Below are 25383 nucleotides of genomic sequence, written 5' to 3'. Positions count from 1 at the left end.
CGGCGGCGCGCCGGAGACTCCGCCGGTCAGCCGAGCGCGGCGAGCCACGCGTTCGCCGAAGACTCCCACTGCGCGTACGCGTCGGGGTAGGCCGAGATCTGCACGGCCTGGGCGGCCTGCGTGTACGTCAGGCTCTCCCATCCCGCGATCTCGAGCAGACCGCGCGTGCGAGTGCCGTTCGGGTCGCTCGACCCCCCGAAGAACGCGCGGGTCGCGCGTGCGGCATCCTGCACCTCCGCCTCGGTGCCCCAGCCGTAGCTCGGCCGCTGCTGGAACAGGCCCAGCGAGTCGCGGTCGCCCCACGTGACGTTGCGCAGCGAGGACTCCTGCATGGCGGTGCCCAGGGCGATCGCGATGCCGCGGTCGGGGACGCCGAGCTCGCGCCCGATCGTGACGATCAGCTTCGCGTTGCCGACCTGCTCGGCGGTGAGCCCGGGGATCGAGGGCAGGGTCGTCGGGACGGTGATGGTCTGGCCGGGGTAGATGATCGACGACCAGCCGAGGTTGTTGGCCGCCAGCACCGCGTTCGTGGTGACGCCGTGGCGTGTGGCGATCGCGCTGATGGTGTCGCCGGCGACGATCGTGTAGGCCGTTCCGCCGGTCGTGGTCGCCGGGGGAGCCGACGGCGCAGGGGCGGGCGTGGGGGCGGGTGTGGATGCCGCCGGCGCCGCATTCCCGGGGATCGAGATCCGCTGGCCGGGGTAGATGATCGACGACCACCCCAGTCCGTTGGCCGCCAGCACCGCGTTCGTGGTGACGCCGTGGCGCCGAGCGATCGCGCTGATGGTGTCGCCGGCGACGATCGTGTATGTGCCGGCGGTGGTCGACGGGGCCGCGGGGGCGGCAGGGGCAACGGGCGCCGGTGCGGCCGCCACGGTGCCCGCCGACAGCTTCAGCGTCTGTCCGGGGTAGATGATCGACGACCAGCCCAGACCGTTGAGCGCCAGCACGTCGCCGGTGCGCAGCCCGAAGCTCGAGGCGATGCGGCTGACGGTGTCGCCGCGCACCACCGTGTAGGTCGGGGGTGCCGCCGCGGCGGGCACCGCCACCGTGGGCACCGCGGTCACTGATGGCGCGGCCGGCGCGGCCACGGCCGGCACCGCGACCGGATGGATGCTGCGCGGCAGTGCCGCCGGCGCGGCCGAGGCCGCGGCATCCACTGTCCCGGCATGCGCGGGCGCGGTGAGCGTGAGAGCGATCGATCCGGCGACGGCCACGGGCACGCCGGCGAAGATCGCACGGGACCCGCTCGGAATGCGGGTGCTGCTGGTCTGTCGCACGAGTTTCCCCCCTCAGTCGACTCCGAAAACGGTGTCACGGATGATGAAAGGTGTCAACGCCTGTCATATTGAGGGGTTTCTGTGACTGCTGTGACAGAAGAGGAATGAGAACCTGGCCGGGATCGTCTGAGATAGTTGCTTTCGTGACCTCTGACGCTGTTTCGCCCTACGAGACCGACTGGCTCACCCTTCCCGAACTCGTGGAGGTGCTCGGCGAACCGCTCGGTCGCGTGCGCCGGCTGCTCGACGAGTTCCACCTCGTCGGCTCGCGCCGCGACGGTGCGCTCAAGGTGCCGTCGGTGTTCATCGTCGACGGTGAGCCCCTCTCGTCGCTGCGGGGCACGGTCTTCGTGCTGCACGACGCCGGCTTCTCGGACGACGAGGCCATCGACTGGCTGCTCGCCCCCGACGACACCATCGGCGTCGCGCCCATCGAGGCGCTGCTCGCCGGCCGCAAGAGCGAGGTCCGCCGGGTCGCACGCGCGCTGGCCTGATCTGCCGGGCCTCTTCGGCCGGCCTCCGGGCCGCCGTCCTACGTGGTGCGCACCGTTGCGGCGTGGGCGAGCTCTCGCAGCTCTCCGACCGCGGTCCCGCCGAGGCGCGCGCCCGACAGTGCCCGATCCGCCTCGGCCGCGTAGTCCGCGATGAGCCGCTCGATGCGCTCCAGCGCGCCGCTGCCGATGATCGTCTGCTGCAGCGCGGCGATCTGCGCGGCGTCCAGGCCGGGGTCGCCGACCTGTTCGTCGAGCGCTCGGCGGGCGGCGGGGGCCAGTGCCTCGCGCGTGTAGGCGATCAGCACCGTCCGCTTGCCCTCGCGCAGGTCGTCGCCCGACGGCTTGCCGGTCGCACGCTCGTCGCCGAACACGCCCAGCACGTCGTCGCGCAGCTGGAACGCCATGCCCAGCGGATGCCCGAACCCGGCCAGCGCCGCGGCCTGCGCCTCGTCGGCGCCCGCCAGCGCCGCGCCGATCGCGAGCGGCTGCTGCACGCTGTACCGCGCCGACTTGTACGACGCGACGCGCAGCGCCCGGTCGGCGTGGCGGTCGTCGGGCTCGGTGACGAACGCCGACTCCTCGGCCACGTCGAGGAACTGTCCCAGAGTCACCTCGCGGCGCATGTGCCCGTACTGCCGTCGGGCCGCCGCCGCGCGGTCGGGGGATGCCGCAAGCAGCCCCTCTTCGAGCAGGTCGTCGCTCCATGCCACGAGCAGGTCGCCCACGAGGATCGCACTGGACCGGCCGAACGCGTCGGCGTCCCCGTGCCACCCGGCGCTGCGGTGCCGCGCCTCGAGCGCCCGATGGGTCGCGGGGCGCCCGCGGCGTGTGTCGGAGTTGTCGATGAGGTCGTCGTGCACGAGCGCGGCCGCGTGGAAGACCTCGAGCGCGGCGGCGGCGGCGATCACGGGCGCCGGGATGCCGGCGGCGGGGGAGGAGACCTCCTCCACAGCCCTCCACCCGGCGATGCAGAAGCGCCCGCGCAGGCGCTTCCCGCCGGTCGCGGCGTCGGCAGCCGCGTCGAGGAACAGCGCGGCGTCGGCGCCGGCGTCCGTCGTCCCGGCCCGCTGCGCTGTGACGAATGTGTCGACTCGCTGAGAAATGGCTTCGATCGGATCTGCGGCGGCGAACACGGGCCTAGCCTAGTGACGAACGGCACGCGTACAATCGAGCCACCGGAAGTACAGAGGGGGATGCATGCCACTCTCCGAACAGGAGCAGCGCCTGCTGGACGAGATGGAACGCCATCTCATGCGCAACGACGCGGACGTCGTCACTGCGCCGCAAGGCGGGCGCACCCTGAGCTATCGCAACATCGTCTACGGCACCATCCTCGTGCTGCTGGGCATCGGCGGTCTGATCATGGGCGTCTCGCTGCAGATCATCGCCGTCGGCGTCATCGGCTTCGTCGTGATGCTGGGCGGGGTCATCCTCGCCATCACCCCCGGTCGCGGAGCCGGCAAGGCCCGCGTCGAGCCCGAGCGGCCCTCGAAGCCGCAGACCAACAACAGCTCTTCGTTCATGGATCGCATGAACGATCGCTGGGACAAGCGGCAGGAGGAGCGCTGAGCGTCCCCGCCGCCTGATACCCGCACCGCCGCCTCTCGCGGCACAGAAGCACCGACCTTCGGGTCGGTGCTTTTTTGTTGCCCGCGCGACGGTCGAAAGGGCGGTCCAGGCACCTCACAGGGAGCACTCAGCATCGAATCGATGGTGAAGTGGAGGAGAGTGGAGTAAAGTGGCGAACATCCCGGGGGGCCGCGGACGAAGGGGGTGTGATGTACCGATGCTGTTGGGCACGCACACACCCAAGCTCGATGACAAAGGTCGCGTCATCCTCCCGGCGAAGTTCCGCGACGATCTCGGTGGGGGTGTCGTCGTGACGCGCGGGCAGGATCGCTGCCTGTACGTGTTCAGCGAGGCGGAGTTCGAACGGGTGCACGAACGCATCCGCGAGGCACCGCTCGCCAATAAGCAGGCGCGGGACTTCCTGCGCATGTTCCTCTCGGGCGCGAGCGCCGAGAAGCCCGACAGTCAGAACCGCATCACCATCCCCCCTCCGCTGCGCGCCTATGCCGGCCTGGAACGCGAACTCGTCGTCACCGGCGTGGGCGCCCACGCCGAGATCTGGAACGCCGACGCGTGGAACACCTACGCCGAGGCCAACGAAGAGAGCTACGCCGAGCTGGAGCAGGAGGTGATCCCGGGCCTGTTCTGATGCCCCCGGCCCTGACTCCCAGCCGCTCCCGCCCTGACACACTTCCCCGGTGCCAGGTCAGAGCGGATGGGGATCAGGACCGGGGGAGGAGGAGCAGCCGAGGCCCCGGCACATCATCATGAACCTTCGTGACATCCACACCCCGGTCATGCTCGAGCGCTGCATCGAGCTGCTCGCACCCGCGCTCGAGCGCGACGGCGCCGTGTTCGTCGACGCGACCCTCGGCATGGGCGGCCACTCCGAGGCGTTCCTCGAGCGCTTCCCCGGCCTTCGCCTGGTCGGCCTCGACCGCGACACCGACGCGCTGCGCATCGCGGGCGAGCGGCTCGCGCCCTTCGCGGATCGCGTCACCCTCGTCCACACCGTCTACGACGGGATAGCGGATGCCGTCACGTCGGCCGGTTTCGCGCACGCCGACGGGATCCTCTTCGACCTGGGCGTCTCGTCGCTGCAGCTCGACCTGGCAGACCGCGGCTTCGCCTACGCGCAGGACGCACCGCTGGACATGCGGATGGACCAGTCGGCCGGCACGACCGCCGCCGACATCCTCGCGACGTACGGCGAGGGCGACCTGCGCCGCATCTTCGAGCGCTACGGCGAGGAGAAGCTCGCCGGTCGCTATGCACGGGCCATCATCGCCGCGCGGGCCGAGGCGCCCATCGAGCGCTCGGGCCGGCTAGTCGAGATCCTGCAGGCGGCGACCCCCGCGGCGGTCCAGCGCACCGGACACCCTGCCAAGCGCGTGTTCCAGGCGCTGCGCATCGAGGTCAACCGCGAGCTGTCGGTCCTCGACCGCGCGGTGCCGTCGGCGCTCGGCATCCTGCCGGTCGGGGGCCGGATCGTCGTGCTGTCGTACCAGTCGCTCGAAGACCGCCTCGTCAAGCGTGCGTTCGCCGAGGCCTCGGCCTCGACGGCACCGGCCGGCCTCCCGGTCGAGCTGCCCGAGCACGCGCCCCGATTCCGACTGCTCGTCAAGGGAGCCGAGCTCGCCACCGAAGAGGAGCGTGCGGTCAACCCGCGCGCGACGCCCGTGAGGCTGCGTGCCGCAGAACGGCTGAGGCCTGAGCACGAAGGAGGAGGTGCCGCATGAGCACCACCGCGCTGAGCGCGCCGGGACTGCCCCGGCGCACCGCCGCGCCCGACCGGTCGGACGCCCCGCGCCGCCGACTGCGGATCGTCGACGCTCCGGCCCGGCGCCGCCGCCCGAAGCTCCTCTACGGCATCGTCGCCGTCGCAGGCGCCTTCCTCATCGCGGCAGCCCAGATGTCGCTGTCGCTCATGACGACGCAGGGCACGTACGAGCTGTCGAGCCTGGCCAAGGAACAGCGCGACCTCACCTACCAGAAGCAGATCCTGTACGACGACGTCGCCGGGCTCAGCTCGCCGCAGTACCTCGCGGCCAACGCCGCAGCGCTGGGCATGGTGATCAACGAGGCGCCGAGCTATCTGCGGCTGAGCGACGGTGCGATCCTCGGCCCGTCGGAGGTCGCGATGGGATCCTCGTCGGTGGACGCGATCGGCCGCGGATCGGTCGCGAACGCCCTGATCACCGACACTCCGCTGGTCACCGTCCCGGACGCCACGATCGGCGGCCTGCCGGTGCAGGTGGCCGATCCCCTCGACGGTGGAGTCGGCAACACTCCGCCGCCGATCACCGACGGACTGCCCATACCGAGCACACACTGAGCCAAGATGACTACCCGAAGCACGAGAAGTCCCCGCCGCCGCACCGTCGTGGCCCTCGCCATCGTCCTCGCGGTCCTCGCCGGCTTCGTCGTGCGGCTCGTCGACATCCAGGTCGTGAACGCCGACGAGCACATCCAGGACTCGAAGTTCGCCTTCGCGGGCTCGCAGAAGCTGTACGGCACGCGCGGCTCGATCGTCGACGAGAGCGGTCAGACGCTGGCGGGCAGCATCCTGCGGTACGACTGCCAGGTGAATCCGCTCCTGATCACGCAGGTCGACGCCGAAGTGCTCGAGAAGAAGTCGAAGTCCCGCCTCTGGGCCGAGGTCTCCGACGACGTCGCCGAGATCCTCGGCGAGACCCCCGAGGACGTGCGCGCGATCGTCGGCGCCGCGCTGGCCGGCAACGCCGCGACGCAGTACGCCAAGCTCAAGAACGGCGTCTCGACGGAGCAGTATCGTGCCCTGGCCGACCTGAAGACGCCTTACATCTTCTGCCAGGCGCACCCGGCGCGCGCGTACCCCGACGGTGCCGTCGCCGGCAACCTGCTCGGCTTCATGGGCACCGACGGTGAGGCGCTGGAAGGGCTCGAGAAGTCGCAGAACTCGTGCCTTGCGGCCACGAACGGCGAGCGGACATACGACAAGGGCAATGACGGCGTCGTCATCCCCGGCACCGAGAAGGACGATCCGCCGACCGACGGCGGCACCCTGCAGCTCACCATCGACCGCGACCTGCAGTGGTACCTGCAGCAGCTCATCGCCGAGCAGACGCAGAACATGGTCGCCCAGCACGGGTCGATCCTCGTCTACGAGGTGAAGACCGGAAAGGTGCGGGCCGCGGCCGAGTACCCGACGGTGGACCCCAACAACGTCGACGGCACGCCGGACCCCGACAACCGGGCGAGCCAGATCTTCCGCTACGCGTTCGAGCCGGGCTCCACGTTCAAGGCGCTGACGGCCGCGACGCTCATCGACGCCGGCGGGCAGACGCCCACTTCGACGGTGGTCGCCTCGAGCGAGGAGTTCTTCGCCGACGGCGCCCGCGTGCGCGACGCGTTCAAGCACCCGGCGTACACGTACACGCTCGCGGGCGTCCTCATCGACTCGTCGAACGCCGGCATCTCGAAGTTCAGCGAGAAGCTCGACAAGACGACGCGCTACGACTACTTCAAGAAGTTCGGCATCGGCGACGGCACCGACTCCGGGTACCCGGAAGAGGGCAACGGCCTGGTCTACCCGGCCGACGAGTGGGGCGCGCAGACGACGCTGAACACGTCGTTCGGGCAGGGCATCCAGACGACCATGCCCGAGCTCGCCCGCGCGTACGGCGCGATCGTCGGCGGCGGCGTCGAGATGCCGCTGCAGATCATCGAGTCCTGCACGAAGCCGGACGGCACCGTCGTGAAGCCCGAGCTCGCCGAGCCGAAGCGCGTCATCAGCGAGAGCACGTCGGCGCAGATGCGCGAGATGCTCGAGAACGTGTTCCTGCAGGCCAACTACGCGAAGGCCGTCGCGATCCCGGGCTACCGCATCGGCGGCAAGACCGGGACCGGTGAGAAGCCCGACCTCGTCAACGGCGGCTACAAGGCCGGCGTGTACTACACGACCATGGTGGGCTTCGCGCCCGCCGACGACCCCGAGTACGTGGTCGTCGTCACTCTGGACGAGCCGACGAAGGTAACATCGTCAGCGGCCAACGCGACCGCGTTCCAGAAGGCCATGACCCAGGTCCTCAAGACGTATCGCGTCATGCCTTCGACGACGTCGCCGGTGCTGCTGCCCAAGTTCGGGTAGCACCTCCCCAGTACCGGATCGCTGCTTAGGGTCGGAGTACCTCCCACATGATCGCGTTCACCATCGCACAGCTTGCGCATGCCGTCTCGGGCGAGGCGGTGCTTTCCGGCGCCGACACGCTCGACACCGTCGTGAGCGGCGCCGTCGACACCGACTCGCGCCTCATCGCTCCCGGCGGCGTCTTCGTCGCGAAGCCCGGAGAAGAGACCGACGGGCACCTGTTCGTGGGTGCCGCCGTCGCGAACGGCGCCGCCGTCGCCATCGTCGAGCACCCGGTCGAGGCTGCCGTCACGCAGATCGTGGTCGCCGACGCGGTCGCCGCTCTCGCCGACCTCGCGCGCGTGGTCGTGAAGAATGTCCGGGATGCCGGCGACCTGCGCGTGGTGGGCATCACGGGCTCGAACGGCAAGACGACGACGAAGAACCTGCTGGCGCGCATCCTCGAGGGCGAGGGCGAGACCGTCGCTCCCAAGGCGTCGTTCAACAACGAGGTCGGAGCTCCGCTCACGATGCTGCGCGTCACGGAGTCCACGCGGTTCCTGGTGAGCGAGTTCGGCGCCAGCGCGCCCGGCGAGATCGCACGGCTCGCGGGGCTGGTCGACCCCGACGTCGGCGTGGTGCTGATGGTCGGCATGGCGCACGCGGGCGGCTTCGGCGGCATCGAAGCGACCTTCCACGCCAAGTCCGAGCTCGTGAAGGCCCTGCACGCCGGGGGAGTCGCGGTGCTCAACGCCGACGACGCCCGGGTCGCCGCGATGGCGCCCATCGCCGCCGAGATGGGCGCCGCGGTGCGCTGGTTCGGCCGCGGACCCGACGCCCAGGTGCGGGCCGACGACGTCGTCGTGACGGCATCCGGAACGTCCTTCACCGTCACCGCCGACGGCGAGTCGCTGTCGCTGCGCCTGCGGGTGCTCGGCGAGCACCACGTCATGAACGCCCTTGCCGCGATCGCCGCGGCCACCACGCTCGGTGTGAGCCTGGCTGACGCCGTCGCGCGCCTGGAGACCGTCGAGATCGCCGAGCGCTGGCGCATGCAGCCGCTCGGCTCGGACCGCGTGCGCATCATCAACGACGCCTACAACGCGAGCCCCGACTCGATGGCTGCCGCACTGCGCACGCTCGCGCAGATCACCGGCCAGGCCGAACGCACCGTCGCGGTGCTCGGCGCCATGAGCGAGCTGGGCGAGTATGCCGAGGAGGAACACGACCGCGTCGGGCTGCTGGCGGTGCGGCTCGGCATCCAGCGCATCGTCATCGTCGGCGAAGCCGCCCGCCGCATGTACCTCGAGGCCGTCGCGCAGGGGTCCTGGGACAACGAGGCGGTCTTCTTCTCGACCGCCGACGAGGCGTTCGCGTACCTGCAGGGTGAGCTGCGCGACGGCGACCGGGTGCTCGTGAAGTCGTCCAACTCGGCCGGACTCCGGTTCCTGGGCGATCGTCTGGGAGAATCGTTCTCGTGAGATCCCTCCTGACTGCGGCAGCGATCTCGCTGGCCTTCGCGCTGTTCCTCACTCCCGTCTTCCTGCGGCTGTTCCGCAAGTGGGGGTGGGCGCAGGTCATCCGCACGCCCGAAGACATCCGCAACCCCAATCACCAGACCAAGCGCGGCACGCCCACCATGGGCGGCACGATCTTCATCGTCGGCACGATCGTCGGCTATCTGGTCGGCGCGTACACCGGCAACAACCCGCCCACCATCTCGGGCCTGCTGGTGATCTGGATGATGGTGGGCCTCGGCGTCGTCGGCTTCATCGACGACTTCATGAAGGTGCGCCAGCAGCGCTTCATGGGCCTCAGCGGCTGGCGCAAGGTCGTCGGGCAGATCATCGTCACCGTGCCGTTCGGCATCGTGGCCCTCAACTTCCCCAACGCCTACGGCCAGACGCCGGCGTCGCCCTACATCTCGGTGTTCCGCGACGTGCAGGCGCTGTCGTTCATGGCGGTCGGGCTCGTCGTGGGCTGGCTGCTCTACCTCGCGTGGGTGTCGTTCATCGGCGTCGCGTTCTCGAACAGCACGAACGTGACCGACGGCCTGGACGGCCTCGCGGCGGGTTCGGGCATCTTCGTCACCGGCGCGTACAGCCTCATCGCGTTCTGGCAGTTCAACCAGGCGTGCTGGGGCGGTGGCGAGCTGTCCTCCGGTGCACAGATGGCCTGCTACCCGACGCGCGACCCGTTCGACCTCGCGATCATCTCGGCGTCGTTCGTCGGCGCGCTGGTCGGTTTCCTGTGGTGGAACGCGCCCAAGGCGAAGGTGTTCATGGGCGATGTGGGTTCGATGGCGATCGGCGGTGTCATCGCCGCGATGGCCATCCTCACCCGCACCGAGCTGCTGGCCGTGCTCGTCGCAGGCGTGTTCATCATCGGCCCGGGATCGGTGATCCTGCAGCGGCTCTACTTCAAGATCACGCGCGGCAAGCGACTGTTCCTGATGAGCCCCTTCCATCATCACCTCGAGATGCGCGGCTGGTCCGAGGTCACGATCGTCGTTCGGATGTGGATCATCGCGGGCCTGCTGGCCGTCTCGGGCATCGGATTCTTCTACGTCGAATGGCTCTCTCGCACATGACCTCGGAACGCCTGCGCACCCTCACCAGCTGGCACGCGGACTGGAAGGGCCTGCGCGTCGCGGTGCTGGGCCTGTCGGTCACCGGGTTCTCTGTCGCCGACACCCTCGCCGAACTCGGCGCCGACGTGCTCGTGGTCACCGAGCAGGCCGACGAGGAGTATGCCCGCCTGCTTCCCGTGATCGGCGCGCGACTGTGGACCGGCCCGCTGGAGGACGTGCCGGCCGAGCTCGTCGACTTCGACCCCGAGGTCGTCGTGGCCTCGCCCGGCTTCGCGCCGCGGCATCCACTCGTCTCGTGGGCGCGCGGCAACGACGTCGCGCTGTGGGGCGACGTCGAGCTCGCGTGGCGTGTGCGCGACAAGGTCGTGCGCGCCGACGGCGCACCGGCCGACTGGATCCTCATCACCGGCACCAACGGCAAGACCACCACCACGCGTCTGACCGCGACGATGCTCGTCGCCGGAGGACTGCGCGCGGCGCCCGTCGGCAACATCGGCACGCCCGTCCTCGACGCGGTCCGCGATCCCTCGGGCTTCGACGCGCTCGTGGTCGAGCTGTCGAGCCACCAGCTCTGGTACCTCGGGCTGCAGGACTCGCCCGAGCCGCTGTCGCCGCATGCTGCGGTGTGCCTCAACCTCGCCGACGACCACCTCGAGTGGCACGGCTCGTTCGAGGAGTACCGCGCCGCGAAGGCCCACGTCTACGACAACACGCGCGTCGCGTGCGTGTATAACAAGGCGGATGCCGCCACCCAGACCATGGTCGAGGACGCCGAGGTGATCGAGGGCGCCCGTGCCATCGGCTTCGATCTCGGCATCCCGGGGCCCAGCGACCTCGGCGTCGTCGAGGGGATCCTGGTCGACCGCGCATTCCTCGACGACCGGCACAGGAGCGCGCTCGAGCTCTCCACCGTCGACGAGCTCGCATCGCTCGGACTCGCCGCCCCGCACATCGTCGCCAACATCCTGGCCGCGGCCGCCCTCGCTCGCTCGCTCGAGGTGCCCCCCGCGGCGATCCGCGACGCGCTGCGCGGCTTCCGGCTCGACCCGCACCGCATCGAGGTCGTGGCACGTCACGCCGGCGTGACCTGGGTGGACGATTCGAAGGCGACCAATCCGCACGCCGCCGCCTCTTCGCTCGCCGCCTACCCGGGAGCCGTCTGGGTGGTCGGCGGACTGCTCAAGGGCGTCGACATCTCGGAGCTCGTGGCCGGCCGCGGCGCGGCGGCCAAGGCCGTCATCGTGATCGGCGCGGACCGCGCGGCGGTCGTCGCCGCGTTCGAGCGACACGCGCCGGCGGTGCCCGTGTTCGAGGTCGAGGCCGTCGAGACTGAAGATGTCATGGCGCGGGTCGTCGAACTGGCGGCAGGGGTGGCGCGTGACGGGGACGTGGTTCTGCTCGCTCCCGCTGCGGCATCCTTCGACCAGTTCGCATCGTACGCAGACCGCGGCCGTCGATTCGCGGCGGCGGTGAGGGCACGCATCGGAACGGAGGTCCCGGGTGACGACGACAGAGCCGCCACGGACCCGGGCGACCCGGCCGACCCCGCCGCACCGGACGACGCCGGCGCCTGAACCCGCGGCGGCCGCTCAGCCGGCCGCCGCTGCTCCGCGCGCCGCCGACAAGCCCGCCCGGCGCGGGCTGGCCGCGCGCGTGTCGCTGGGCCGGGTGTTCGCGCCGGTGCCGAGCGAGTTCCTGCTCATCGCGTCGACCGCGTTGCTGCTGACTGCCTTCGGGCTGGTCATGGTGCTGTCGGCGACGTCGGCCACGGCCACCGCCAAGGGCGAGGCGCCGTGGGAGATGGTGCTCAAGCAGGTGATGTTCGCCGCGGTCAGCATCCCGCTGATGTTCATCGCGAGCCGGCTGCCCGTCGCGTTCTACAAGCGCATGGCGTGGCCCGCGCTGATCTTCGGCGTCGCGGCGCAGATGCTGGTGTTCGTGCCGGGGCTCGGCATCGAGGCCGACGGAAACCGCAACTGGATCAACGTCGGCGGCGTGCAGGCGCAGCCGTCGGAGTTCCTGAAGCTCGGCCTCGCGATCTGGGTCGCGTTCGTGCTGTTCCGCAAGCGCACACTGCTGGCCGACTGGCGGCACGTGTACATCCCGCTCGTGCCGGTGACGATCCTCGCGATCGGCACCGTCATCGCCGGCCACGACCTCGGCACGGCGATGATCCTCGCGATCATCGTGCTCGGCGCGCTGTTCTTCTCCGGCGTGAAGCTGCGGGTGTTCCTGCTGCCGACGATCGGGGCCGTCGCGTTCATCGCGTTCTACTTCCTCACCAGCGCCGACCGCATGCGCCGGTTCTTCAGCTTCCTCAATCCGAACTGCCTCGACGACTACTACAACGACTGCTATCAGCCGCTGCACGGCATCTGGGGGCTCGCGAGCGGCGGCGTCTTCGGGCTCGGCCTCGGCAACTCCCGCGAGAAGTACGACTGGCTGCCCGCGGCGGCCAACGACTACATCTTCGCGATCGTCGGCGAGGAGCTGGGCCTGATCGGCTGCGCCGTCGTGCTCGCCCTGTTCGCGCTCTTCGCGGTCGGCGCGTTCCACGTCATCCGCAAGACCGATGACCCCTTCGTGCGGATCGCCGCCGGCGGCATCACCGTGTGGATCGTGGGCCAGGCGCTCATCAACATCGGCGTCGTGCTGCGTGTGTTCCCGGTGATGGGCGTGCCGCTCCCGTTCATGTCGCAGGGCGGCACCTCGCTGCTGTCGGTGCTCGTCGCGTGCGGCGTCCTGCTGGCGTTCGCGCGGTCGCTGCCGGCATCCGTCGCACGGCGCGAGGCCGCCATCGCCGAAGCACGCGCGGCCCGCGAGCGCGCCAAGCTGCGCGCCGTCCGCTGAGCGCGCAGGGGAGCAGCCCGAGGCAGGGGTCCGTCCACCCCGGGTAGGCTCGGGGAGTGACGACGTATCTCCTCGCCGGCGGCGGCACCGCCGGACACGTCAACCCGCTCCTGGCCGTGGCCGACGCGCTGCGCGCCCGCGACCCCGAGGCCGAGGTGCTCGTCCTCGGCACGCGCGAGGGCCTCGAGGCGCGACTCGTGCCCGAGCGCGGCTACGAGCTGCTGATCGTCGACAAGGTGCCGTTCCCGCGGCGCCCGAACGGTGCGGCCGCGGCCTTCCCGGCACGGTTCCAGCGTGCCATCGGACAGGTGCGCCGCCACATCGCCGAGCGGGGCGTCGACGTCGTGGTCGGCTTCGGCGGATACGCGTCGGCGCCTGCCTACGTCGCCGCCCGTCGGGAGCGCGTGCCGTTCGTCGTGCACGAGGCCAACGCGCGCCCGGGGCTGGCCAACGTGCTCGGCGCCCGCCGCGCGGCCCAGGTCGGCGTGGCGTTCGAGGGCACTCCGCTCAAGCGTTCGCGCGTGGTGGGGATGCCGCTGCGCGACGAGATCGTGACCCTCGACCGCGCCGGCCTCCGTGCCGAGGCTGCGGCGTACTTCGGGCTGGATGCCGCGAAGCCGGTGCTGTTGGTGTTCGGCGGGTCGCTGGGCGCGCAGCGCCTCAACGAGGCGTTCGGCGAAGGGCACGGCGGCGCCTGGCGCGACGTGCTGGACGCCGGCTGGCAGCTGCTGCACGCGACGGGGGAGCGGTCGGAGCTGGCCGACCCGGGAGTGCCCGGCTACGCCATGGTGCGCTATCTCGACCGCATGGACCTCGCGTTCGCGCTGGCCGACGTCGTCGTCTCGCGCGCGGGAGCCGCGACGGTCAGCGAGATCAGCGCACTCGGCATCCCGACGCTCTACGTGCCGTACGCGGTGGGCAACGGCGAACAGGCGCTGAACGCGTCTTCGGCGGTGCGCGCCGGTGCCGCGGCGCTGATCCCGGATGGCGGCTTCACCCGCGACAGCGTGCGCACCGAGGTCGTGCCGCTGCTGGCCGACGAGGCCCGGCGCACCGCGATGGCGGAGGCCGCGGCATCCATCGGCATCAAGGACGGCACCGCCAACGTCGTCGCACTGATCGACGACGCGCTGCGGGGCTGACCCGGCTACGCGGTGGCGGGCCCTGCCGAGCGCAGCGCCGCCGCCACGATCGCGAGCGCCTCGTCGGTGTCGAGGCGCAGTTCGCGCACCTGCGCCGCGAACGCCACGGCCGCGCGCTGCAGCTGCTGCCGCGCAGGATCGGCGTCGAACGCCACGAACGTGCCGTTGCGACCGCGGGTCTCGATGATCCCGGCCGCCTCCAGCTCGCGGTAGGCGCGCGCCACGGTACCCGGCGCGATGCCGAGGTCCTCGGCCAGGCGGCGTACCGTCGGCAGCCTCTCGCCGGCCGCGAGCTCGCCGGACGCGACGGCGTCGACGAGCCCCGTACGCAACTGCTCGAACGGCGGGACCGCGGAGGACGGGTCGATGACGATCATGCGGGGCTCCCCTCGGCGCCGACGGCAGCCGGCCTGCGCAGCCAGTCCGGGTAGAGCGCGGGCTGCAGAGGGAGCTGGCCGTTCCATCCCTGGTAGATGAACTGGGGAACGAGGATGCCCCAGGTCGGAAGCTGCATGGCCATCGCTGCCCACAGGCTGCCGGGACCCACCAGGGCGATCGTGCCCAGCCCGATGGCCACACCCGAGAGCTGACAGCTCGCGAGCGACAGACTGCTCAGGGTGCCGGTGCGAAGGGCATCGTCCCACGCGAGCTCAAGCGTGTCCGCCGCGGGCTGCGGCTGATCCAGCACCAGGCGGGCGAGCATCGGGCGCGCGGCCTGAAGCGCCCCCGCGATGACCGTCACGACGGCGAAAGCGACGAGGGCCGTGTCGTCCACGCTCGCGGGAGCGATCCATCTCGAGGCCACCACCGCGACGGCGACGGCCGCCAGGATCGCGGCGAACATCCACGGTGCGCGCAGTCGCGCACGGCCGAGATAGTCGCGCACATGCATGCGCGTGAGCCGTGCCACGCGGGGTACGTCGGGTGCGGGGCGGAACAGGCGCTCACGCAGGTTGATGACGACCTGGACCGTGACTGCCGGAACGACGATGAGCGGGATGCCTGCCGCGATGAGGAAGTACATCTCATCGCCGAGCGGCGTCGCGAGGAACGGAACGGTGAAGCACAGCCCGACGACGGCGCCCGCGAGCGTCCACACCATGCTTCGTCGACCGCGCGCCGCGATCACATCGCGCGTCGCGGCGGTGCCGTAGGGGAGCCGCAATCCTCGCGACAGCGCATCCGCTCGTCGGTACGCCGCCGCGTTGCCGGTCATCACGAAGAGCATGACGATCAGGACGACGGCGAGGATGCCCATGGCGAGGATGTTGAACAACAGCGTGGTTCGCTCCATGAGTTCATTGTGTCGCGTTCTGTATCAATGTGTCAATACAGAATGGATGCCGCCACCCGGTGCCCTCGGGCGCGCCGGGGCCACGGCATCCGTGGGCCAACTTAGGATTGACGGGTCATGATCAGACCCGATCTCAGTCTTCCCATTCCCGACGACATCACCGCCGCCCACTTCATCGGAATCGGCGGATCCGGCATGTCGGGGCTCGCCCGCATGTTCCTGGAGCGCGGCATCCGCGTGTCGGGGTCCGACCGCGCCGACAGCACGGCGCTGCGCGAGCTCGCCGAGCTCGGCGCGACAGTGCACGTCGGCCACGACGCCGCGAACCTCGCCGACGACGTCGACACGGTGGTGCACACCGGCGCGATCTGGCCCGAGAACCCCGAGTTCGTGCTCGCCAAGGAGCGCGGGCTGCACGTCATCCACCGCTCGCAGGCACTGTACTGGCTGATCGGCGGACGCCGCCTGGTGTCGGTCGCCGGGGCCCACGGCAAGACCACGTCGACCGGCATGCTCGTCACGGCGCTCCGGGATCTCGCCGTCGACCCGACCTTCGTCAACGGCGGCGTCATCGCGCAGCTGGGCGTGTCGAGCGGCACCGGATCCGACGACGTCTTCGTGATCGAGGCAGACGAGTCCGACGGCACGTTCCTGCTCTACGACACGTCGATCGCGCTCATCACGAACGTCGACCCCGACCATCTCGACCACTGGGGCACGCGCGACGCGTTCTACGCCGCGTTCGCCCGGTTCGCGAACGAGGCCCGCGAGGCCGTCGTGATCTCGTCAGACGACGCCGGCGCGCAGCTCGTGACCGCGCAGCTGACCCACCCGAACGTCGTGACCTTCGGCGAGGCCCCCGACGCCGACGTGCGCGTGAGCGACATCGTCACCGACGGCCCGGTCTCGTTCCGGATCACGCACGACGGCGCCGCCGTCGACGCGCAGCTGCCGATCCCCGGCGCCCACAACGCGATCAACGCGGCGGGCGCGGTCGCGGTGCTGCTCACCCTCGGCCACGACCTCGAGCCGGCCGTGCGGGCCGTCGAGGGATTCGCCGGCACGATCCGCCGCTTCGAGCTGCACGGTGTCGAGCGGGGCGTCAGCGTCTTCGACGACTACGCGCACCACCCGACCGAGGTCGCCGCCGCTCTCGCCGCGGCCCGCACGGTCGTGGGCGACGGACGCATCATCGCCATCCAGCAGCCGCACACGTACTCGCGGACACAGGAGATGTACCGCGAGTTCGCCGAGGTGCTCGAGCGCTACGCCGACCACACCGTGATGCTCGACGTCTACGGCGCGCGCGAAGACCCGGTGCCCGGCGTCACGGGCGAACTCGTCAGCGGCGCGTTCGCCGACCCGTCGCACGTGCACTTCGTGCCGGACTGGCAGGAGGCGGCCGACTACACCGCATCGGTTGCCCGCGAGGGCGACTACGTCATCACCCTCGGCTGCGGCAACGTCTATCTCATCATCCCGCAGGTGCTCGAGGCTCTCGCGGGTTCGCCCTCGGTCCCGTCGGCATCGGGGGAGTAGGCCCGCATGCGTCGACCGTCACCGCTGCCGCAGCCGCCCGCCGCCACGCGCGGTGCGGGTGCGGCGGACGCGCCCGCGACACGGGCCGTGGTGGTCGACGACGTCGAAGACGTGGATGCCCGCGCCCCGCGTGGGCGGAAGGTCGACGACGCGCCGATCCAGGTCGACGCGAACACTACTGCGCCGGTCATCCCGCTGGCCCTCACGGCGGAGAGCGCCGCCCCCGGTCCCGCGCCCGACGCCGGGGACACCGATGACCCTGAGGTCGGCTTCCGAGAGGTCTGGAAGGCCGCACGGGCGCGCCGCAAGGCGCTGCGCGCCGAAGTGCGCCGATTCACGGTGCGTCAGCGGCGCCGGCGCGCGATCTGGCTCGGGGCGGCGGCATCCCTCATCCTCCTCGCCCTCGGCACCATCGGCGCGGCGTACAGCCCGCTGTTCGGGGTCGAGAAGATCTCGATCGTCGGAGCCCAGCAGCTGAACGCGGCAGACGTGGCGCATGCCCTGTCGGGCCAGCTCGGCACCCCGCTGCCGCTGGTCGACGAGAGCGCGGTCAAGAAGGCGCTCGTCGCCTTCCCCCTCGTCGAGACCTATGCGCTGGAGGCGCGTCCGCCGCACGAGCTCGTGGTCCGCATCGTCGAGCGCACCCCGGTCGGACTGATCGAGACCCGTGCCGGCTACACCCTCGTCGACGCGGCAGGCGTCGCGCTGTCGACGACCGCGACGCCGGCCGCCGGCACGCCCGTGCTCACGATCACCGGAGGCGTGGACTCCGACGCGTTCGCCGCCGCCGGTCAGGTGATGCGGTCGCTGCCCGACGACATCCGTGCGCAGGTCACGGCGGTCACGGCATCCACTCCCGACGACGTCACGCTCACGCTGGGCGACACCGATACCGAGGTGGTCTGGGGCAATGCCGAGCGCTCGGCCGACAAGGCGCTGCGCCTGCAGACGATCATGGCGGCCCGACCGCCGCAGGACGTCTACACCTACGACGTGTCCTCGCCGGACGCCGTCGTCGTCCGCTGACGCACGACGCACCGCATTTGCCTCACCGGTTGGCGCGACACGCCGACTCCTTCCGGCCTGAGGCGCGGCGGCCGCTTACTTTCGACTCAGCGGAATTGCATACCGGGCAATTCTTTATACCTCTACTAGAGGTTGAAGGTTTACAAGCCAGGGGGCCGGCATGAGCCAGAACCAGAACTACCTCGCCGTGATCAAGGTCGTCGGCGTCGGCGGCGGCGGCGTCAACGCGGTCAACCGCATGATCGAGCTCGGACTGCGCGGCGTCGAGTTCATCGCGATCAACACGGACGCCCAGGCGCTGCTCATGAGCGATGCCGACGTCAAGCTCGACGTCGGGCGCGAGCTCACCCGCGGTCTCGGCGCCGGCGCCGACCCGGAGGTGGGCCGCCGCGCCGCAGAGGACCACGCCGAGGAGATCGAAGAGGCGCTGCGCGGCGCCGACATGGTCTTCGTCACGGCCGGCGAGGGCGGCGGTACCGGAACCGGCGGCGCTCCGGTGGTCGCGAAGATCGCGAAGTCGATAGGAGCACTCACGATCGGCGTCGTGACGAAGCCGTTCTCGTTCGAGGGCCGTCGCCGCCAGCAGCAGGCCGAGTCCGGCGTCGCGCGCCTCAAAGAAGAGGTCGACACCCTCATCGTCGTGCCCAACGACCGACTGCTCGAGATCAGCGACCGCGGCATCTCGATGATCGAGGCGTTCGCCACGGCCGACCAGGTGCTCCTCGCCGGTGTGCAGGGCATCACCGACCTCATCACGACGCCCGGTCTCATCAACCTCGACTTCGCCGACGTCAAGTCGGTCATGCAGGGTGCGGGATCGGCGCTCATGGGCATCGGCTCGGCCCGGGGAGCCGACCGCGCCATCAAGGCCGCCGAGCTCGCCGTCGAATCGCCGCTGCTCGAAGCCTCGATCGAGGGCGCACACGGTGTGCTGCTGTCGATCCAGGGCGGATCGAACCTCGGCATCTTCGAGATCAACGATGCCGCGCAGCTCGTCAAAGAGGCGGCGCACCCCGAGGCGAACATCATCTTCGGCACGGTCATCGACGACACCCTCGGCGACGAGGTGCGCGTCACAGTCATCGCGGCCGGCTTCGACGGCGGCGAGCCGCAGGCGCGCCTCGAGCCCATCACCGCGGCGCGCGTCGTCTCGACGCCCGCGCTGCCGGTGACGCCCGCCGAAGAGGCCGCCAAGGACCGCGACGTCGTCGAGCAGCCGGCGGTGCCGGTGGCCGTGAGCGTCGGCGCCGTCACCGAGTCGTCCTACGACTCGGCGTTCAGTGACGACGACCTCGACATCCCCGACTTCCTGAAGTAAGTGTCGCTCGCAGCCCGCCTCGCGGAGGTGGACGGGCGGATCGCGGATGCCGCACGCGCGGCAGGCCGCGATCCGTCCGCTCTCACCCGCATCGTGGTGACGAAGTTCCACCCGGCGTCGCTCGTCGAAGAGCTGTACGGTCTCGGCGTGCGCGACGTGGGGGAGAACCGCCAGCAGGAGCTCAGCCGCAAGGTCGCCGAGGTCGGCGACCGCGAAGGTCTGCGCTGGCACTTCATCGGACAGGCGCAGACCAACAAAGCGCGTGCGATCCGCGCGGCCTCCTCGGCGGTGCACTCGCTCGACCGTGCCCGCCTCGCCGACGCCCTGCATGCCGCCGCCGAGCCCGGCGAGCCCGTGCTCGACGTGCTGCTGCAGGTGAACCTCACCGACGACCCGGGCCGCGGCGGCGTCGCGCCCGACGATCTCGTCTCCCTCGCCGAGCACACCGCGAGACTGTCGTCGCTGCGGGTTCGCGGCGTCATGGCGGTCGCGCCGCTCGACGAGCCGCCGGCCCCCGCGTTCGCCCGGCTGCGGGCGCTCTCGGACGCCGTTCTCACCGTCGTACCCGATGCGGAATGGATCTCGGCGGGCATGACCGCCGACTTCGCCGAGGCCATCGCGGCCGGCGCGACACACCTTCGCATCGGGTCGGCAATCACCGGCCCCCGGCCACTACGCGGTTAACCTCGGAACAGATGAGCACTACGGAGGATGCGATGTCGAACCCGCTCAAGAAGACCATGGTGTACCTGGGCCTCGCCGACGAGGAAGAGGTCTACGAAGAGCCGGCACCGCAGCCGCGTGCCCGCACCTCCGAGAAGGTCGTAGAGAAGGCGGCAGCCCCCGTGACCCCGATCCATCGCCCCACCGTCGTCCGCCAGCCCGCTCCGGCGGCCATCAACGAGATCCTGACCGTCCACCCCAAGCAGTACCGAGACGCCCAGGTCATCGCCGAGAACTTCCGTGACGGCATCCCCGTCATCATCAACCTGTCGCAGATGAGCGATGCCGACGCGCGACGCCTGATCGACTTCGCGAGCGGACTGTCGCTCGGACTCTACGGGCGCATCGAACGGGTGACCAGCAAGGTGTTCCTGCTGTCGCCCGAGAACGTCGCGGTGTCCGGTGACGGTGCGGTGGCACAGGCGGATCCGGACTCGGTTCCGTTCTCGCAGCCGTAATCTGGCTACGTGGCAGTCGTCTCACTCATCGCAGCGATCCTCAACCTCGCGCTGCTCCTGTACGTCTTCGTTCTGCTTGCGCGGCTGATCCTCGACTGGATCCCGTTCTTCAACCGTGAATGGCGCCCGCACGGCGCCGGTCTCGTGGCCGCCGAGATCGTCTACACGGTCACCGACCCGCCCATCAAGCTGTTCCGCCGGTTCATCCCGCCGCTGCGGATCGGGGCGATCGCCATCGATTTCGGGTTCGCCCTGACGATGCTCCTGTGCTTCGTGCTGCTGAGCATCACGCGGGCCCTCGCCGGCTGATCGGATCGCCTCGCCGGGAGTCACCCGGGAGTCGTCGTTCTTCGACACTCTCAGAACCCGCGGCTATGCTTTGCTGATACGAACGGCCGCCGACCGGCGGTCGCACCGACATCGGCCCAGACGCTCGAAAGAGGAATCACCATGGCTTTGTCCCCCGATGACGTCGTCACCAAGCAGTTCCAGCACGTCCGCTTCAAGGAGGGCTTCGACCCGGACGAGGTGGACGACTTCCTGGACGAGATCGTCGTCGAGTGGCGCAAGGCCCTCGCCGAGAACGAGGAACTGAAGGCCAAGCTGGCCGCGTACGAGTCGGGTGCCGCTGCCCCCGCGAAGGCGCCGGAGCCCGCTCCCGCCCCCGCACCCGTCGTCGAGGCCGCGCCGGCCACCGGCGCCGCCCCCGCCGCGAGCGCGGGCATCATCGAGCTGGCCCAGCGTCTGCACGACGAGCACGTCGCCGAGGGCATCGCGCAGCGCGACCAGCTCATCTCGGAGGCCAAGTCGCAGGCCGCCAGCATCGTCTCGGACGCCGAGACCCGCGGTCGCGAAGAGCTCGCCAAGCTCGACCGAGAGCGTGCCGGCCTCGAGAGCAAGATCACCGAGCTCCGCAACTTCGAGCGCGACTACCGCGCTCAGCTGCGCAGCTACATCGAGGGCAAGCTGCGCGACCTCGAGACCACGGCGACGACGTCCGGCGCTCAGCCGGTCTCGTCGCTGGGCCTCTAACCCTTGTCGGGCCGAGCACCCCTTCGTCCGGCGGCGGCCGGCACCCTCATCGCGATCCTCGCGCTGACGGTGCTGGCCGCCGACCAGTTGGCGAAGCACTTCGCTCTGGAGAATCTTCCCTACCAGGAGCCGGTGCATGTCATCGGCGACTTCCTGATCTTCTATCTCACCCGCAACTCGGGCGCCGCGTTCTCGCTCGGTGCGGACGCCACGTGGATCTTCACGATCGCGCTGTCGGCCGTCGCGATCGTGATCGTGTGGCTCGCCGCGACCCGGGTGCGCTCGAGGCTGTGGGCCGTCGCGCTGGGCCTGCTGCTCGGCGGCGTGCTGGGCAACCTCGGCGACCGTCTGTTCCGCGACCCCGGGTTCGGGGTCGGCCACGTGGTCGACTTCATCGACACCCCGTGGATGTGGTTCATCCCGGGCATGCCCGGCGGGATCTACAACATCGCCGACATGTTCATCGTGTCGATGATGATCGGCGTGGCGATCCTGGTGCTCGTCGGACTCCACTTCGACGGCTCGCGTGAGAAGCGCGCGACGGTCGAAGAGGCGGATGCCGCGGCATCCGGGTCCGCGACGACTGAGGACTGACATGGAGTCGCGCAGTCTTCCCGTGCCCGACGGGCTCGACGGCACCAGGGTGGACGCCGCCCTCGCAAAGATGCTCGGGTTCTCGCGCACGTTCGCGGCCGAGGTCGCCGAGGCCGGCGGCGTGGCGATGGACGGGCGCACCCTCGCGAAGTCCGACAAGCTGCGCGGCGGCGCCTGGCTCGACGTGTCGTGGGCGCCGAAGGAGGAGCCTCGCATCGTGCCGGTCGAGGTGCCTGAGCTCGGCATCGCGTACGACGACGACGACATCGTCGTGGTCGACAAGCCGTCCGGGGTCGCCGCCCACCCGTCCTTGGGCTGGGAGGGGCCGACGGTGCTCGGCGCCCTCGCGGCCGGCGGCTACCGCATCGCGACGACCGGCGCGGCGGAGCGTCAGGGCGTCGTGCATCGCCTGGATGTCGGCACGAGCGGTCTCATGGTGGTCGCCAAGACCGAGCGCGCGTATGTCGCGCTCAAGCGGGCCTTCAAGGAGCGCGAGGTCGAGAAGATCTACCATGCCGTCGTGCAGGGGCATCCTGACCCGCTCGCCGGCACGATCGACGCACCCATCGGCCGCCACCCCTCGCATTCATGGAAGTTCGCCGTCACCCCTGACGGCAAGGACTCGGTGACCCACTACGAGACGCTCGAGGCGTTCCCGAGAGCGTCGCTGCTCGAGATCCACCTCGAGACGGGGCGCACGCATCAGATCCGTGTGCATATGGCCGCCCACCGCCACCCCTGCGTGGGCGATCCGCTCTACGGCGGCGACCCCACCCTGTCGGCCCGCCTCGGACTCACGCGGCAGTGGCTGCACGCGCACGAGCTCTCGTTCGCGCACCCGACGTCGGGGGACTGGGTGACCTTCACGTCGGACTACCCGGCCGACCTCGCCCACGCGCTCGAGGTGCTGCGCGGCGACTGACCTGAGCGCGCTCCGGCGGCCGGGTCAGCGGCCGCCCTCGAACCTCGCGGGCCCGTCGGCGCGCGCAAGCTCGATGCGGCGGTACATGTCCTGCAGCTCCAGCGGCGGCAGGTCGTCGAGGTCGTACCAGCCGACCTCCGTCATCTCGCCGTCGACGGGCTGCGGCTCGCCCGAGACCCACTGGCAGCGGAACACGAGGTCGAGGTAGTCGACCTCGTCGCCGTGGGGGTAGACGACGCGCGGCAGCTGGTGCACCCACGCCAGACGCTCGACGCGGCACACGACGCCCGCCTCTTCGAGCGTCTCGCGCACGGCGGCGTCGGCAGGCTCCTCTCCGGGCTCGACGATGCCGGTGATGGGGGTGAGTGCGCCGTTGTCGCTGCGACGGCCGAGCAGCACCTGACCCCCGCGCAGCACGACCGCTGTCGCGCCGACGAGCGGCAGTGCTGTCGTGCCGATGTGACGGCGCAGTTCGAGGACGAAGTCAGGGGTCGGCATGGGGTCAGCCTAAGCGCGGGCCCTGCCCGATGTCGGATGCCTCGGCCATAGTGGTGCGATGGTGATAGAGGTGAGACCTGCCGTGGTGTTCGACGACGTGGCGGCGGTCGTCGGACCGAAGAACCCCGACTCCACCGTGTGCTTCTGCTTGAGCTACCGCGTCGGGTCGAAGGAGAGCCGCTCGCTTCTCGGGACGGACCGCGCGGAGCGTGTGCGCGAACTGTGCGGCGAAGACCCGCCGCCGGGTGTGCTCGCGTACGACGGTGACGAGGTCGTCGGGTGGGCGGCGGTGCACCCGCGGCGCGACACTTCGTTCGCGAGAAACCGCAAGATCCCGCACGTCGACGACCAGGACGTGTGGTCGCTGTGGTGCTTCCGGGTGCGGCCCGGGCACCGCAAGAAGGGCGTCATGCACGCGCTCATCGACGGCGCCGTTGAATTCGCGCGCGCACAGGGTGCGCCGGCGATCGAGGGCTACCCGGTCGACAACGACGGCGCGAAGGTCGACCTGACGATGGCGTATGTGGGCACGCGGCGGCTGTTCGAGCAGGCCGGGTTCGCCAAGGCCGCCGACACCGAGTCCGTTCTCGCGGGCTTCCCCCGTGTGCTCATGCGCCGCGCGCTCTAGCGTGGACGCGTGAACCAGCTCCTCCGTCGCCGCCACGAGCGCGCGAACACGCTGTACCTCGACTTCCTCGACACGATCCCTGCCGAGCACCTCGGCTCGCGTCTGCCAGGCCTCCCCTCCGACACCGTGGGCCACCAGCTGTGGTGCGTGCTCGGCGCCCGCGAGAGCTTCCAGAAGGCCGCGCGGGCAGGAAGCTGGCAGGGGTTCTCGAGCCCGATCGACCGGGACGGATCGGCGGATGCCGCGACGGTGCGCGCCGCGTTCGTCCAGACCGCCGCCGACGTCGACGAGTGGGTGGTCGGCATCGACCCGTCCGACGAGGACTCGCTGCGGTATGTCATCGCGCTGCTCGAGCACGAGACCATGCACCAGGGCCAGCTCATCCGCTACCTGTACGGCCTCGGAATCGATCGCCCGCACACGTGGCAGCAGCAGTACGCGCTCGACGAGGACTTCTGACCTTTCCGTGAACCGGAGGCGCGGCATCCGGCAATCCTTGATGTGAGTACAGACAGCGACATCATCCGGCGCTCCGCCGACGACCCTGCCGCGTTCGCGGAGCTGTTCGAGCGGCACGCGCGCGTGATCGGCGGGTTCGCGGCGCGCCGGGTGGGCGTCGACGCCGCCGAGGACGTGCTGAGCGAGACCATGCTGGTCGCGTTCCGGCGGCGCGGCGACTTCGACACGACAGGGGAGTCCGCGCGACCGTGGCTGCTCGGGATCGCCTCCCGCGTCATCAAGAAGCACCACGCCGCCGAGGCCCGACAGTGGCGGTCGTTCGAGGCCTCCGCCGGGGGAGACGGCGGCACCTTCGAGTACTACCTCGATGACCGCGATCTGTACGCCGATCTGCCTTCCGATGTCCCGGGCGCCATCGACTGGTTCTCCCGGCGCTATGACGGCGAAGGCGACGCCGAGGGACTGGCGCACTACTTCGCCGAGACGATCAGCGATGTCGCGGTGTTCAACCTTGCACCGGCCGCGGCGCGCGCCTCGATGCTCCGCGCGTTCGCCACGCTCGACCATGTCGATGTCGTCGCCACCTCCGGCGATCGCACGACGCTCCGGTACGCGCGGGTGAGGCAGGACGGCGATGCTGCACCGATCGAGTTCACGCTCGACACGGCGCGGGGTTACGTCCTCGAGGTGACATCGTGGCCCTACGGTGCGGATGCCGGCGCAGGCTCCGGCGGGTGGACCAGCCGCACGACGGCCGAGATCGCAGTGGTCGACTCCGCGCCCTGACCTTCACCCTGAACTCGAGGGTGAATCGACCTCCGCGACCGGTCCTGCCGACACCCGGCGGGGCCGGTCGCGG

28 protein-coding genes are annotated in these 25383 nt (G+C 70.5%); 23 read left to right on the top strand and 5 right to left on the bottom strand.

Features of this window, described 5'->3' with window-relative positions; translation table 11 throughout:
* Positions 1–26 precede the first annotated feature (26 nt).
* A complete protein-coding gene (locus tag ABEA46_RS19665; RefSeq protein ID WP_425563240.1) occupies positions 27–1223 on the bottom strand; it encodes a LysM peptidoglycan-binding domain-containing protein in 1197 nt (398 codons plus the stop codon).
* Positions 1224–1384: 161 nt separating this feature from the next.
* Between ABEA46_RS19665 and ABEA46_RS19660 the strand changes: the two genes are divergently transcribed.
* Positions 1385–1774 (top strand): Rv2175c family DNA-binding protein, encoded by a 390-nt coding sequence (locus ABEA46_RS19660; RefSeq protein ID WP_425563230.1) that lies wholly within the window; start codon positions 1385–1387, stop codon positions 1772–1774.
* 38 nt (positions 1775–1812) lie between these two features.
* On the opposite strand, the gene ABEA46_RS19655 is transcribed toward ABEA46_RS19660, so the two are convergent.
* The gene (locus ABEA46_RS19655) at positions 1813–2907 is read right to left on the bottom strand and encodes a polyprenyl synthetase family protein (protein ID WP_345547060.1); all 1095 of its coding nucleotides are present in this window, start codon (positions 2905–2907) and stop codon (positions 1813–1815) included.
* 64 nt (positions 2908–2971) lie between these two features.
* On the opposite strand from ABEA46_RS19655, the gene ABEA46_RS19650 reads away from it, so the two are divergent.
* The 10 genes from ABEA46_RS19650 to ABEA46_RS19605 all read left to right on the top strand — a co-directional run bounded on the left by ABEA46_RS19650 (position 2972) and on the right by ABEA46_RS19605 (position 14033).
* A complete protein-coding gene (locus tag ABEA46_RS19650; protein WP_345547058.1) occupies positions 2972–3343 on the top strand; it encodes a DUF3040 domain-containing protein in 372 nt (123 codons plus the stop codon).
* Positions 3344–3560: 217 nt separating this feature from the next.
* A complete protein-coding gene (mraZ, locus tag ABEA46_RS19645; RefSeq protein WP_026305415.1) occupies positions 3561–3992 on the top strand; it encodes a division/cell wall cluster transcriptional repressor MraZ in 432 nt (143 codons plus the stop codon).
* Between the two features lie 118 nt (positions 3993–4110).
* Entirely contained in the window at positions 4111–5082 is a 972-nt protein-coding gene (rsmH, locus tag ABEA46_RS19640) for a 16S rRNA (cytosine(1402)-N(4))-methyltransferase RsmH (protein WP_345547055.1), read from the top strand.
* Positions 5079–5678, top strand: a complete 600-nt coding sequence (ftsL, locus tag ABEA46_RS19635; protein WP_345547053.1) for a cell division protein FtsL — start codon at positions 5079–5081, stop codon at positions 5676–5678. The genes rsmH and ftsL overlap by 4 nt, the downstream gene beginning before the upstream one ends.
* A 6-nt stretch (positions 5679–5684) precedes the next feature.
* Positions 5685–7472 carry a peptidoglycan D,D-transpeptidase FtsI family protein gene (locus tag ABEA46_RS19630; protein WP_345547051.1) on the top strand — a complete coding sequence of 596 codons (1788 nt, stop codon included), beginning with the start codon at positions 5685–5687 and terminating at the stop codon, positions 7470–7472.
* Between the two features lie 47 nt (positions 7473–7519).
* Positions 7520–8932 carry a UDP-N-acetylmuramoyl-tripeptide--D-alanyl-D-alanine ligase gene (locus ABEA46_RS19625; protein ID WP_345547049.1) on the top strand — a complete coding sequence of 471 codons (1413 nt, stop codon included), beginning with the start codon at positions 7520–7522 and terminating at the stop codon, positions 8930–8932.
* A complete protein-coding gene (mraY, locus tag ABEA46_RS19620; RefSeq protein WP_345547047.1) occupies positions 8929–10041 on the top strand; it encodes a phospho-N-acetylmuramoyl-pentapeptide-transferase in 1113 nt (370 codons plus the stop codon). Before ABEA46_RS19625 ends, mraY begins: the two co-directional genes overlap by 4 nt.
* Entirely contained in the window at positions 10038–11615 is a 1578-nt protein-coding gene (murD, locus tag ABEA46_RS19615; protein ID WP_345547045.1) for a UDP-N-acetylmuramoyl-L-alanine--D-glutamate ligase, read from the top strand. Before mraY ends, murD begins: the two co-directional genes overlap by 4 nt.
* Positions 11542–12891, top strand: coding sequence for a putative lipid II flippase FtsW (gene ftsW / locus ABEA46_RS19610; protein ID WP_345547043.1), 1350 nt, complete (start codon positions 11542–11544; stop codon positions 12889–12891). The genes murD and ftsW overlap by 74 nt, the downstream gene beginning before the upstream one ends.
* 56 nt (positions 12892–12947) lie before the next feature.
* A complete protein-coding gene (locus ABEA46_RS19605) occupies positions 12948–14033 on the top strand; it encodes a UDP-N-acetylglucosamine--N-acetylmuramyl-(pentapeptide) pyrophosphoryl-undecaprenol N-acetylglucosamine transferase (RefSeq protein WP_345547041.1) in 1086 nt (361 codons plus the stop codon).
* A gap of 5 nt (positions 14034–14038) precedes the next feature.
* Here ABEA46_RS19605 and ABEA46_RS19600 read toward each other — a convergent pair whose 3' ends face one another.
* Entirely contained in the window at positions 14039–14410 is a 372-nt protein-coding gene (locus ABEA46_RS19600; protein ID WP_345547040.1) for a GntR family transcriptional regulator, read from the bottom strand.
* Positions 14407–15327 carry a hypothetical protein gene (locus ABEA46_RS19595; protein ID WP_345547038.1) on the bottom strand — a complete coding sequence of 307 codons (921 nt, stop codon included), beginning with the start codon at positions 15325–15327 and terminating at the stop codon, positions 14407–14409. Before ABEA46_RS19595 ends, ABEA46_RS19600 begins: the two co-directional genes overlap by 4 nt.
* A gap of 117 nt (positions 15328–15444) precedes the next feature.
* On the opposite strand from ABEA46_RS19595, the gene murC reads away from it, so the two are divergent.
* From murC to ABEA46_RS19550, 9 genes are all read left to right on the top strand, one after another.
* Positions 15445–16866 (top strand): UDP-N-acetylmuramate--L-alanine ligase, encoded by a 1422-nt coding sequence (gene murC / locus ABEA46_RS19590; RefSeq protein WP_345547036.1) that lies wholly within the window; start codon positions 15445–15447, stop codon positions 16864–16866.
* A gap of 6 nt (positions 16867–16872) precedes the next feature.
* Positions 16873–17892 (top strand): FtsQ-type POTRA domain-containing protein, encoded by a 1020-nt coding sequence (locus ABEA46_RS19585; protein WP_345547034.1) that lies wholly within the window; start codon positions 16873–16875, stop codon positions 17890–17892.
* 160 nt (positions 17893–18052) lie between these two features.
* Complete coding sequence (gene ftsZ / locus ABEA46_RS19580; protein WP_345547032.1) at positions 18053–19210, top strand: cell division protein FtsZ; 1158 nt, start codon at positions 18053–18055, stop codon at positions 19208–19210.
* Positions 19211–19894 carry a YggS family pyridoxal phosphate-dependent enzyme gene (locus ABEA46_RS19575; RefSeq protein WP_345547029.1) on the top strand — a complete coding sequence of 228 codons (684 nt, stop codon included), beginning with the start codon at positions 19211–19213 and terminating at the stop codon, positions 19892–19894.
* A 32-nt stretch (positions 19895–19926) separates the two neighbouring features.
* Complete coding sequence (locus ABEA46_RS19570; RefSeq protein WP_191170739.1) at positions 19927–20391, top strand: cell division protein SepF; 465 nt, start codon at positions 19927–19929, stop codon at positions 20389–20391.
* A 9-nt stretch (positions 20392–20400) separates the two neighbouring features.
* On the top strand, positions 20401–20700 hold the full coding sequence (locus ABEA46_RS19565; RefSeq protein WP_141893493.1) for a YggT family protein: 300 nt from the start codon (positions 20401–20403) through the stop codon (positions 20698–20700).
* Between the two features lie 141 nt (positions 20701–20841).
* Positions 20842–21423, top strand: a complete 582-nt coding sequence (locus ABEA46_RS19560) for a DivIVA domain-containing protein (protein WP_345547027.1) — start codon at positions 20842–20844, stop codon at positions 21421–21423.
* Positions 21424–21426: 3 nt separating this feature from the next.
* Positions 21427–22017 carry a signal peptidase II gene (lspA, locus tag ABEA46_RS19555; protein WP_345547025.1) on the top strand — a complete coding sequence of 197 codons (591 nt, stop codon included), beginning with the start codon at positions 21427–21429 and terminating at the stop codon, positions 22015–22017.
* A gap of 1 nt (position 22018) precedes the next feature.
* Positions 22019–22939, top strand: coding sequence for an RluA family pseudouridine synthase (locus ABEA46_RS19550; RefSeq protein WP_345547023.1), 921 nt, complete (start codon positions 22019–22021; stop codon positions 22937–22939).
* Between the two features lie 24 nt (positions 22940–22963).
* Here ABEA46_RS19550 and ABEA46_RS19545 read toward each other — a convergent pair whose 3' ends face one another.
* Positions 22964–23437: an NUDIX hydrolase gene (locus ABEA46_RS19545; RefSeq protein WP_345547021.1), complete on the bottom strand. Its 474-nt coding sequence runs from the start codon at positions 23435–23437 to the stop codon at positions 22964–22966.
* Positions 23438–23495: 58 nt separating this feature from the next.
* Here ABEA46_RS19545 and ABEA46_RS19540 point away from each other — a divergent pair, with 58 nt between their 5' ends.
* Genes ABEA46_RS19540 through ABEA46_RS19530 form a run of 3 tightly spaced genes read left to right on the top strand, consistent with a single transcriptional unit; the run spans position 23496 to position 25310 of the window.
* A complete protein-coding gene (locus tag ABEA46_RS19540) occupies positions 23496–24065 on the top strand; it encodes a GNAT family N-acetyltransferase (protein WP_345547019.1) in 570 nt (189 codons plus the stop codon).
* Positions 24066–24074: 9 nt separating this feature from the next.
* Positions 24075–24524, top strand: a complete 450-nt coding sequence (locus tag ABEA46_RS19535) for a DinB family protein (RefSeq protein ID WP_345547017.1) — start codon at positions 24075–24077, stop codon at positions 24522–24524.
* Between the two features lie 42 nt (positions 24525–24566).
* On the top strand, positions 24567–25310 hold the full coding sequence (locus ABEA46_RS19530; protein ID WP_345547015.1) for an RNA polymerase sigma factor: 744 nt from the start codon (positions 24567–24569) through the stop codon (positions 25308–25310).
* Positions 25311–25383 lie beyond the last annotated feature (73 nt).

The organism is Microbacterium jejuense (assembly GCF_039544225.1).
Lineage (GTDB): Bacteria > Actinomycetota > Actinomycetes > Actinomycetales > Microbacteriaceae > Microbacterium > Microbacterium jejuense.
Note: the sequence above shows the minus strand (reverse complement) of the source record. Positions and strands in the feature narration are given on the sequence as shown.